This is a genomic window from Vibrio sp. TH_r3 (assembly GCF_033101115.1).
Classification (GTDB): Bacteria; Pseudomonadota; Gammaproteobacteria; order Enterobacterales; family Vibrionaceae; genus Vibrio.
Genome location: NZ_JAWMPW010000047.1, coordinates 1 through 9,458, shown reverse-complemented (window position 1 = coordinate 9,458; position 9,458 = coordinate 1). Strand labels below are relative to the sequence as shown.

General features: G+C 37.4%; 8 protein-coding genes and 1 riboswitch. Of the genes, 2 read left to right on the top strand and 6 right to left on the bottom strand.

From position 1 onward, the window contains the following. Positions 1–373 precede the first annotated feature (373 nt). Positions 374–823, top strand: a complete 450-nt coding sequence (locus R3X26_RS18510; protein WP_317718804.1) for an RNA-binding protein — start codon at positions 374–376, stop codon at positions 821–823. On the opposite strand, the gene murI is transcribed toward R3X26_RS18510, so the two are convergent. Beyond that, positions 795–1,598, bottom strand: a complete 804-nt coding sequence (gene murI / locus R3X26_RS18505; RefSeq protein ID WP_317718803.1) for a glutamate racemase — start codon at positions 1,596–1,598, stop codon at positions 795–797. The genes R3X26_RS18510 and murI overlap by 29 nt on opposite strands. Before the next feature lie 149 nt (positions 1,599–1,747). Beyond that, on the bottom strand, positions 1,748–3,571 hold the full coding sequence (locus R3X26_RS18500; protein WP_317718802.1) for a TonB-dependent receptor domain-containing protein: 1,824 nt from the start codon (positions 3,569–3,571) through the stop codon (positions 1,748–1,750). A gap of 34 nt (positions 3,572–3,605) precedes the next feature. Beyond that, positions 3,606–3,835, bottom strand: a riboswitch (cobalamin riboswitch). 130 nt (positions 3,836–3,965) lie between these two features. Here R3X26_RS18500 and trmA point away from each other — a divergent pair. Then, positions 3,966–5,081 (top strand): tRNA (uridine(54)-C5)-methyltransferase TrmA, encoded by a 1,116-nt coding sequence (gene trmA, locus R3X26_RS18495; protein ID WP_317718801.1) that lies wholly within the window; start codon positions 3,966–3,968, stop codon positions 5,079–5,081. 132 nt (positions 5,082–5,213) lie between these two features. Here trmA and R3X26_RS18490 read toward each other — a convergent pair whose 3' ends face one another. The 4 genes from R3X26_RS18490 to ectA form a co-directional block, all read right to left on the bottom strand. Further along, positions 5,214–6,647, bottom strand: coding sequence for an aspartate kinase (locus tag R3X26_RS18490; protein WP_317718800.1), 1,434 nt, complete (start codon positions 6,645–6,647; stop codon positions 5,214–5,216). Positions 6,648–6,842: 195 nt separating this feature from the next. Further along, a complete protein-coding gene (locus R3X26_RS18485) occupies positions 6,843–7,229 on the bottom strand; it encodes an ectoine synthase (RefSeq protein ID WP_317718799.1) in 387 nt (128 codons plus the stop codon). Positions 7,230–7,242: 13 nt separating this feature from the next. Beyond that, a complete protein-coding gene (ectB, locus tag R3X26_RS18480) occupies positions 7,243–8,508 on the bottom strand; it encodes a diaminobutyrate--2-oxoglutarate transaminase (RefSeq protein ID WP_317718798.1) in 1,266 nt (421 codons plus the stop codon). 2 nt (positions 8,509–8,510) lie between these two features. After that, on the bottom strand, positions 8,511–9,086 hold the full coding sequence (gene ectA, locus R3X26_RS18475) for a diaminobutyrate acetyltransferase (RefSeq protein ID WP_411572436.1): 576 nt from the start codon (positions 9,084–9,086) through the stop codon (positions 8,511–8,513). Positions 9,087–9,458: the final 372 nt, after the last annotated feature.

Sequence of the window (9,458 nt, the reverse complement as noted above, 5' to 3'; positions counted from 1 at the left end):
ATTTTAACTAAGCAATTCTTATTTGGCTTGCTAGTTAGGGATGCGTATTTTACGCTTCCTTCTTCATGAGTCAAGGTTTTTTTTAACCTTTATTCAAAACCAATTCACGTTGTTATTTGCTATACTCCGTGTTGGTGAGGGCGCATTATAGGTAGGTTTTATTTTCTGGCAAGATCTTTTTTCAATTATTTTTTTATATGCTGAAAAAACACTCAAACCGTTATTTTTTGCATAAAATTTAAACATTTGAGCAGAGTCACATCAATAGGTTGGAAATTATCAGTCGTTAGCCGTAATATTCATAAAGCTATTTATTTTTATATTTAGCTTCACATTCCATTTAATTCTCTATAACTAGACGTTGTATTCAAATATGAACTCTAAAAAATTTATTTTTTTAACAATCGCTTTAATCATTCTCGGTGCCATAATCTTTTACACGGCCGCAGAGACAACTCCTCCAGCAATATCTTTTATAATAGGTGTTATTGCATCCGCTTTTATTTTTAACCTTTCACGCACTTCTTCCCCTAAAACGCCAAAAGACAAACCGTCAACTAAAACTCTTTATGTTGGAAATCTTCCGTATAAAGCAAATGAAGCTAATGTTCGTGATTTATTTTCTGAGCATGGTGAAGTTTTTGCTGTTCGCCTAATGAAAGACAAGCGCACAGGAAAACGCCGCGGTTTTGGATTTGTAGTAATGGCAAGTAATGACGTTGACAATGTCATTTCAAAACTTAACGATAAGGATTATATGCAGCGTACATTAAAAATACGTATTGCAAATGATCCTAAACATCCTGAAGCTGAATTGTCTTAATGGTTGTAAAATTTAGTACTTGAAAAGCTTTATTTAGTGCTACTTCGTTACACGGAGTAGCACTACTGTACGCCAATCCCCTTACCATTGTATTCTCCCTTTCTTTATCATCTTTATTTTCTAATAAAGAATACACTCTAGTGGCTATTGCTTTTCCTGAGTCAACTAGTTGTACATTTTCACCAAATACTTGGCTAATCTCTGTTTTTAATAACGGAAAATGAGTACACCCTAATACTGCAACATCTATCTTGTGAATTAGCGGCGTTAATATACGCCGAATGAGGTCCACAGATATAAATTCGCCACGTAATTTAGCCTCAGCGATATGGACTAATTCTGTCGTTCCTAATAATAATACTTGTGTATTAGGAGAAAATTTATCAATTAGTTGATGAGTATATTTTCTGGAAATAGTCGCAGGCGTTGCGATAAGACCAATAGATTTTTGGGCAATCATTGAAGCTGGTTTGATCGCTGGGACAACACCAACGATAGGAATAGAAAATAATTGACGTAGTGAAGGAAGAACGATGGTACTAGCCGTGTTGCAAGCGATAACAATAATATCAATCTTATGCCTTTGTACAACCGAACGAATCAAATTGATAACTCGACTAATTAGTACATCGTGGTCAAGTTCACCATAAGGATAACCCTGATTATCGAACACATAAATATAATTGGAATTGGGTAGTTTCTTTTTTACTTCTTGATATACCGATAAGCCACCGACACCGGAATCAAAAATTAAGATCGTAGGTTGCTGCAACACGAAACATCCTTAGCTAAAATAACCCAACTAATCATACGCTAGCTCTAGCTCTAGCTCTAGCTCTAGCTCTAGCTCTACGCAACATAAGCAACTTATTTTTCATTGTCTAGTCCTAAATAAAAAACCGCCCGAAGGCGGTTTTTTATAAGCTAAAACTCATAAGTAGCATTTACATAATATTCTCTATCAGGAGCAGCATAACCAATTGCAGTTTCGTATTGCTCATTAAAGACATTATTTACTTTGCCTCTCAAAACAAAATCATCGCTAACCCAATAACTAACTGATAAGTCCCACAAGTTAGATGGTTCAATATAATCATCTGCGTCAGGTTGTGGTGTGGGTAAATTTAATCGCTTACCAGTGTAGATATAGGTTGTTTCTATATCAAATCTTCCTAATGATACAAAGCTAATCCATTTAAAGTTTTCTTTTGCACGACGTGCTAACTGGACATTATTGGCGTCTTCATGTTCTTTATATTCAGCCACAAAAGTATGATATACAGGACCAGTTGCAAAACTAACATCTAACTCGACACCTTTAATCTCTGCATCCACATTATCAGAATACCAATTATATTCCGGATATTGATACCAAATAATCAAATTTTTCACATCGTTTTTATAAGCAGCCAAGTTCCAATTGAAAAACGAATAATCCCCAGACACTCCAATTTCTATATTATCGGATGTTTCTTCTTTCAAATCTGGAGTTGTCGTTAAATCAGTATATGTTGGTGCTTTAAATGCTGTGCCATAGCTCGCTCTTATTCTATGGTTATCATCTATTTGGTAACCTGTAGCTAAAGACCACGTTGTATATGAATCATATTCATCGTGCTTATCATGACGAAGGCTTGCTTCCATTCCCCAATCACCTTCGATAAATGAACCAGATAAAAAGATACCTGTTGTATCTCTACTTTCGCCCGCTAGACTATGTGCATAACCATAACTAATAGCATCATCTCCTAATGATTCTCTTCTTCCTTCTATACCACCAGAAATAGTAACTTGATCTGAATACTGGTATTGGTTTGCCCATTGCAGCTGAGTCATGGTGATCTCAGCAAATGTACTTGCGGTATCTTTTGTTTCACCTAATGAATAATCGGCATTTTCTGTCAACTGATGATTCAAGCTTATTCTCGAGTCAAGTTGTTCGTTTTTATATTCTATTAATCCCGTAAAGCTTTCATTCTCAGAAGATCCATAGTTTAAACCATAAGAATCATACTCAACTAAACTATCAAACCAAGTAGCTGACCCATAAAAGGTTACATGGTCATTAAAAATATGTTCATATCCAACCATTCCATTTTTTGAATCAAACCCATAATCAATACTAGAGTCGTCATCTTTAATATCGTAACCATCAGTTTCTTCATAGCCCGCGGCTATTTGCAGGTGTCCATTTTCATTCACGTCTGTTTTTACAGAAAAATTACTTTCCTTTTGGGAATTTGAACCGATACCAACCGTTACTTGCTTCCTCTCATTCCCTCTATTAGAACGAGTAATGATATTGATAACACCACCTATAGCATCAGAACCATATTTAGCGGCGACCGGACCTCTAATAACTTCGACTCGCTCCACTAAACCTATTGGATATTTATTTAAAGCGACGCCCCCTGCGGCACTATCAATACGAATACCATCAACAAGAATTAAGACATGGTCACTATTAGTACCTCTAATATAAACCGATGCATTGTGACCTCTGCCACCATTTTGAGCGACTTCTACACCTGGAAGCCTTTTAATAATATCAGTCAATGAGTTAGCTTGAGACACTTCTATATCTTCACGAGTGACAACCGAAATTGGTTCAAACGTAGAGGACTCAGCTTGCTCAAACCGATTAGCAGTAACGACCATGGTTTCAACATCAGAAGAAGATTGTGCAAAAGATAAAGATGGAACCGAGACTAGCGAAGCCACTGTGGCCGCTATTATAGATTTGTTCATAAGTAAACCCTATTCGCGTAAATCTGAGTAAGTGTGTATTCACTTACCTACTGGCAGGTATTCGGACTTAAAAGCACGACCAAAAATCACTTGGTCTCCTAGCATCTCACTTCCCACGTATTCATCTATTGAATATCGTAGTGTGTGGTTTTCACCTTAGATGTTCGTTCTTTTTTACCGCTGCGCGTCAGTTCTGGAGTCTCACCAGATTCCCTATTAAGGCAGTGGCTGAATGCCACCCTCACCAGTTTCGCAATGATACTAATTATCATTATATTAATTGTCTAGTGCTATTATTTTAAGGTTGGCATGAAACTTATTCATATGAATGCTGGACAAGCACTCTAGATTGAATAAAATCTGCGCTCCTTTGTTTCTATCTAATGGTATATCTATGGCAAGCCTGAACGTTAATCCTAATCACTATCACCAACAGTTAAATGAGAAAGCTGAATGCCTTAAAAAAATGTTTGCCGAATACGATGTGCCAGAATTAGAAGTATTTGAGTCTCCAGAAAAATACTATCGTATGAGGGCTGAATTTCGAGTTTGGCATGAAGGTGACGATCTTTATTACATTATGTTTGATCAAGCAACACGCGAGAAATATCGTGTGGATAGTTTTCCGACAGCTAGCAAAATCATCAATGATCTTATGCCTGTTCTACTTGAATCAATTAAAACTAACGATGTTTTACGCAAAAAGCTGTTCCAAGTGGATTTTCTTTCCACTTTAAGTGGTGAAATTCTTATTTCGTTGCTCTATCACCGTCAACTTGATGACTCGTGGACGAAAGAAGCCAAAAATCTAAAAGCTCAACTAAATGATAAGGGATTTCATCTTGACCTCATTGGTCGTGCTCGCAAAATGAAAATCGTTTTAGATAGAGACTATGTTGTTGAAAAACTAAAGGTTCACGGGCAGACATACATTTATCAACAAGTAGAAAATAGCTTTACCCAACCAAACGGGATCGTCGCTCAAAAAATGTTGGAATGGGCCGTTGATTGCACTAAAAACAGTTCAGGTGATTTGTTAGAGTTATATTGTGGAAATGGTAATTTTTCACTGGCATTAGCACAAAACTTTGAACGTGTTTTAGCAACAGAACTCGCCAAGCCATCCGTTGTGTCAGCACAATATAATATTGCAGCTAATCAAATAGAAAACGTGCAAATTATTAGAATGTCAGCCGAAGACTTTACCGAAGCGATGGAAGGTAAGCGAGAATTTAGACGTTTGAAACAAGAAAATATCGATCTACAAAGTTACAATTGCAACACTATTTTTGTTGATCCACCCCGGTCAGGTATGGATGTAGACACTTGTAAAATGGTCCAAGGTTACGAACGTATCATGTATATATCCTGTAACCCAGAAACACTCAAAGAAAATTTAGCCTTACTATCTACCACTCATACTGTCACGCGGTTTGCTTTATTCGATCAATTCCCTTACACCCACCACATGGAAGCAGGTGTGCTATTAGAAAAAATCCAACCAAAATAACAATATATCTGTTCGTTCTTCTCTCACATAAATAAAGCCCTATCGAGTATTAAACGATAGGGCTTTATGTGGACCTTTGATAATCAGGTCTATCAAGAACAATGGATCTATTTTCGAATGCTGTTAAAACAACTAGGCAACATTAAGCATAACATTTGTTGAGTTATCATTGCATAGCGCATCATGAATAATACAAATAGCTTGCTTATATTTATCTTCTTCTACCACATATTGAACACTTACATTACGCATTGATGACTGCAAGGCGACAGGATCAATACCTTCTTCTATCAATGCATTGGTTCCTCTTGCTAATGCTTGGTTTGTATCCAGAAGTGAACCAATAGCCGATATCACCGCGACAACCTGAACTTTAATCGTTGCTGTTGGAAAATGTTGTTGTACACGGTCAAGTACACCATCAATGCTTTCCGTGTCACCAGTCAAATAATAAGTCATTGAATTGGCATTCATCTCTTTACTAATTAAGTTAACATCCGAGTTAGTAATGATCTGTATAAACTCTAAACTTGCATTATCCAATTGGCATGCCATATCTTGGTCGAACAAATGTATCGCAAATACTTTTTCTTTGCCTGCGATGATTTCTACACACTTTTCTTTTGGGTGGTAGCTATCAGAGATAAGCGTACCTGCGTGTTCGGGTTCAAAAGTATTCTTTATTTGTAACTCGATACCACTTTCTCTCAACCCTGTAGCAGCGTTGGGATGAATTGCCTCCATTCCCAAATTAGCAAGTTGGTCAGCAACGTCATAATTGGTGTTACCGATAGGTTGCACTTTATCTGCACCGACAAGTCGAGGGTCGGCAGAACTAAAGTGATATTCTTTATGTATGATGGCTAGATCAGCGTTTGTTACCGATGCAACACGGCTAAAGGTCATTTCACTGTAACCACGATCAAATTGAGACATTACCCCTTCTTTTGAAGCTGCATAGCCAGTAACAATAGGTAATTCTTTACTCACATCTATTGATTCAAAAGCTTGACGAATAGTATCGTCAATGGTGTCAGGCAGTTCTGTGCTATTCCACCCCGACAAATCAACAAATTTAGCATTAACCCCTAAACGCTTTAATTTTATCGAAGTATTGTACGCACTATGTACTTCACCAAGAGACGCAAGAGATTCTCTTACCTGAGGTAAATAGTCTGACAGTGAAAATTGACCAAATTGACAAGCTTCCAGAATATTACTAATGCATGTCTTTGCTTCTGCCACGCGAGACTGAATAAATTCATCTACAGGCATTCGATCCATTGGATCAGCAAACATATTGTCATTAACTAATAACATTCTTTGTTCAACGGCATCTAACGCATCGACCCAAGCATCATCATTTAGTACGATTAATTGGTACACGCCTGGTTTATCTGAACGTTTACATTCAAGCAATGCGTCCGTAAATCCACCGTAAGCAGATACAACAAATACTCGGTTGTATAAGTTCTCACGCAATGAAGGGCGCAATATTATGTTATCCAGCACAGTATCGAATGCTGACATTGAAGTACCGCCGATTTTTTCTACGGTATAATTCATAAGTAACCTTTTTATTTACAATTATTTTTATTTACACGAACTGTTTATTTAGGCTTTTGTCTATAGGCGCCTTTGTGACTCAACTAAAATAGTAATAAAACGGTATTGCAATGAAAGACAACCGCTCCAGAGCAAAGCGCTTATAGACAAAAGAAGGAAGAAAATACATTCGCCTCCTTTTATTCTGATTCATGCTTAATCAACTATCGGATACACGCCGTTTTTATCGTGTGTTTCACGACCAGTGATTGGAGGGTTAAAGACACAAGCCATCACCATATCTTCTTGATCGTAAGCTCTCAAATAGTGCTCATCGTGTTTATCAAGGATATACAAGGTGCCAGGTTTTATTGGATAGGTCTCTCCACCGATAACCTCTATCTCGCCCTCACCACTCATACAATATACTGATTCTAAATGATTTTTATAATGTATATGCGTCTCAGTTGCTTTATAAATTGTTGTAATGTGGAAAGAAAAACCCATATTGTCATCTTTAAGTAACATGCGGACACTTTGCCAAGTATCGGTGGAAATCGTTCTTTCGCTATTCAGACATTCTTCTAATGTTCTTACAATCATTCTAGATTCTCCATTACGAGGCTTTTTTAAATTGAGAGGCAACGGCTGCTTCTACTGCGTCAGAAAAAATACTCATTCCTTGTTCTAATTCTTCTTGAGTAATCGTCAATGGGCAGAAAAACTTTATCACTTCTCCGTTCGGTCCAGCAGTTTCTATTACTAAGCCTCGGTCAAAACATGCTTTCGTTACTTGGCTAGAAAACTCACCACTTTCGCATTCAATCCCCTGCATCATCCCTTTACCTTTTTTCTGTGAAAACAGGTCAGGATAGCGGTTCAACATAGTATTAATATTGTCGGAAACCGTTTCGGCACATTGCTTAATATGCTGTTCAAATTTGTCATCTAACCAATAAGTTTCAATGGCTTTAGTTGCGGTAATAAAAGCATGATTGTTTCCACGGAAAGTCCCATTATGTTCACCAGGTTTCCAAGCATCTAATTCCGATTTCAACAGTACAATCGCCATTGGTAAACCATAACCACTAACCGATTTTGATAGCGTTACCATATCGGGTTTAATGCCCGAAGATTCAAAACTGAAAAAGGTACCAGTTCGACCACATCCCGCTTGAATATCGTCCACAATGAGTAGAACATCATTTTTTTTACAGATACGGCTTAGCTCTTGAAGCCACTCATCAGAGGCAACGTTTAGTCCACCTTCACCTTGTACTGTTTCTAGTAGTACCGCGGCTGGCTTATCAATACCTGATGAATTATCTTCTAACATTGCACTGAATAGTTTGAGTCCATCAACACCGGCATAACCATCAAAAGGAAGACGAGTTACATCATTCAATGTGGTACCTGCACCTTGACGATGATGTTGATTACCTGTAGCCGCAAGTGCACCACTAGTACAACCATGGAAGCCATTAGTAAACGCCACCACATTGCTACGGCCTGTTACATTCCGAGCAAGTTTTAATGCAGCTTCCACTGCATTGGTTCCAGTTGGCCCAGTAAATTGAACTTTGTAATTAAGATTACGAGGTTTGAATATATGTTGTTCAAGTGCCTCTAGAAAATCCGCTTTTGCTTCCGAGTGCATATCGAGTCCATGGGTGATGCCATCTTTTTCGATATACTCGAGTAACCCAAGTTTAAAAATAGGATTATTATGTCCATAGTTTAGTGACCCAGCTCCAGCTAAGAAATCGAGGTAATAGTCACCAACATCTGTTTCTAGCCAACAGCCTTTTGCTTTTGAAAAAACAACCGGAAAACTGTTTGAGTAAGAGCGAACATTTGATTCTTTTCTTTTAAAAATATCCATGATTATTCCGTTTCTAGTTTTTTTGTTTCGTTATGTGGAGTTAAAGGAAGTCGATATAGGTATTCAGTATCGTGGAGGCCCTTAAAGTCGAGCTCTTTATCGAGGAAGACACTAACTAAGCTTTCTTGCTCACTTTCTCGTTCTAATGTTTTAAAAAGTGCCCATGAAGAGTTATTGTCTTTAGTAATCGTTGTTTCAATGGCGGTGATATCACGTAAACAGTTTCGTGCACGTAACTCACTCAACATGGTTTTAGCTAAACCTTGTCCTCGATATTTCGATGCGACTGCAACTTGCCAAATAAACAACGTCTTTGGATCATTAGGCTTCAAATAACCAGAAATGAAACCGGCTAGCTCACCCTGAAAATATGCCACTATCGATGTATCTTGAAAGTGTGTGGTTTGTAAAAAATTACAATAAGCCGAATTAGTATCAAGTGGCGGTGACTCAGCAATAAGTCTATTCACCTGCAAGCCATCTTTGATACTAGGCACACTAAATTGCCAAGATATTGAGTTGGCTAATCCTTCTATTGCAGACTTACCAAACGATTCTCTCGCTGTTTGAGAGCACATCATTTCTCCTAAATATTAGTTTGAACTCTAATTAATTTCCTTTTTATTATTTACAGAAAGACGCCAACAAAGATATAAACCCTGGCAATTATGTGATATAAATCACACTAATAGAGACTGACGTTTACTTTCACATCAAAGTAATTTTAGACTATCAAGATGGTTAACTCATAAAAACACAACGAAACTAAGCGATTATTGTCATGTAATCAGTCAGGAGTAGTGGAGTGAAAAGTAAAAAAGTGTTCAAAAATCATAGGTGGACAATAGATAAGTGAACAATCGATTGGAGTAAGCAATAAAAAATGGCAGGATTCTAATAAGATATATCGAGATTTAAGCTATCTCAGAGAAAAAAACGAGCATACGCTC

Excerpts from the sequence above, each read along its gene's own strand:
- R3X26_RS18510 (WP_317718804.1), top strand. The coding sequence starts at position 374 with ATGAACTCTAAAAAATTTATTTTTTTAACAATCGCTTTAATCATTCTC.
- R3X26_RS18500 (WP_317718802.1), bottom strand. The coding sequence starts at position 3,571 with ATGAACAAATCTATAATAGCGGCCACAGTGGCTTCGCTAGTCTCGGTT.
- trmA (WP_317718801.1), top strand. The coding sequence starts at position 3,966 with ATGGCAAGCCTGAACGTTAATCCTAATCACTATCACCAACAGTTAAAT.
- R3X26_RS18490 (WP_317718800.1), bottom strand. The coding sequence starts at position 6,647 with ATGAATTATACCGTAGAAAAAATCGGCGGTACTTCAATGTCAGCATTC.
- R3X26_RS18485 (WP_317718799.1), bottom strand. The coding sequence starts at position 7,229 with ATGATTGTAAGAACATTAGAAGAATGTCTGAATAGCGAAAGAACGATT.
- ectB (WP_317718798.1), bottom strand. The coding sequence starts at position 8,508 with ATGGATATTTTTAAAAGAAAAGAATCAAATGTTCGCTCTTACTCAAAC.
- ectA (WP_411572436.1), bottom strand. The coding sequence starts at position 9,086 with ATGTGCTCTCAAACAGCGAGAGAATCGTTTGGTAAGTCTGCAATAGAA.